Origin of the sequence: Halomonas sp. 3D7M (assembly GCF_014897885.1) — a bacterium.
Taxonomy (GTDB): Bacteria; Pseudomonadota; Gammaproteobacteria; order Pseudomonadales; family Halomonadaceae; genus Vreelandella.
The window spans coordinates 1-565 of the sequence record NZ_JABUZF010000137.1; the positions used below are offsets into that span (position 1 = coordinate 1).

A 565-nucleotide genomic window follows, 5' to 3' on the forward strand; every position below is an offset into this window, starting at 1 on the left:
ATCGGCTGAAGAAGACGCATCGCAGGCCGCTAGCCAAGCCAGCAGCGAGCCGCAAGCCGCTGCTGAAGAACCGGCCGTTGAAGAAGATAGCGGTAGCGGTGAGCCTGAGCGCAAAGAGATTCGTGTACCTGACTTGTCAGGTTCTTCTGACGTGCCGATTATCGAAATTGGTGTGGCGGCAGGTGATGAGGTCAACGAAGAAGACCCTCTTATCACTCTGGAATCTGACAAAGCGTCGATGGACGTGCCGAGCCCTTACAAAGGCAAGCTCTTAGAGCTTACTGTGAAAGAGGGGGACACCGTCTCTGAAGGCGATGTGATTGGTTATATAGAAGTAGCGGGTGCCAAGAAGGCAGCCCCTAAAAAAGCGGCGCCGGAGAAAGCTCAGTCCTCTAGTGCCAGTCAGTCAAGTGCGAAGCCTGCCGCTTCACCAGAAGGCACGCCTAGCCCTGAAGCGCAGATGGCCTCTCATAAGCCCCGCGATGGGAAACTGGTACACGCAGGCCCCGCCGTTCGGATGCTGGCACGTGAGCTCGGCGTCGACCTCGGTCTTGTTAAGCCTAGT

The 565-nt window shown here is 56.8% G+C and carries 1 protein-coding gene; it reads left to right on the plus strand.

The genetic code is table 11. From position 1 onward, the window contains the following. Nucleotides 1-565: biotin/lipoyl-containing protein (locus INT22_RS06545; protein WP_193067911.1), on the plus strand; the 565-nt coding region annotated here is incomplete at both ends.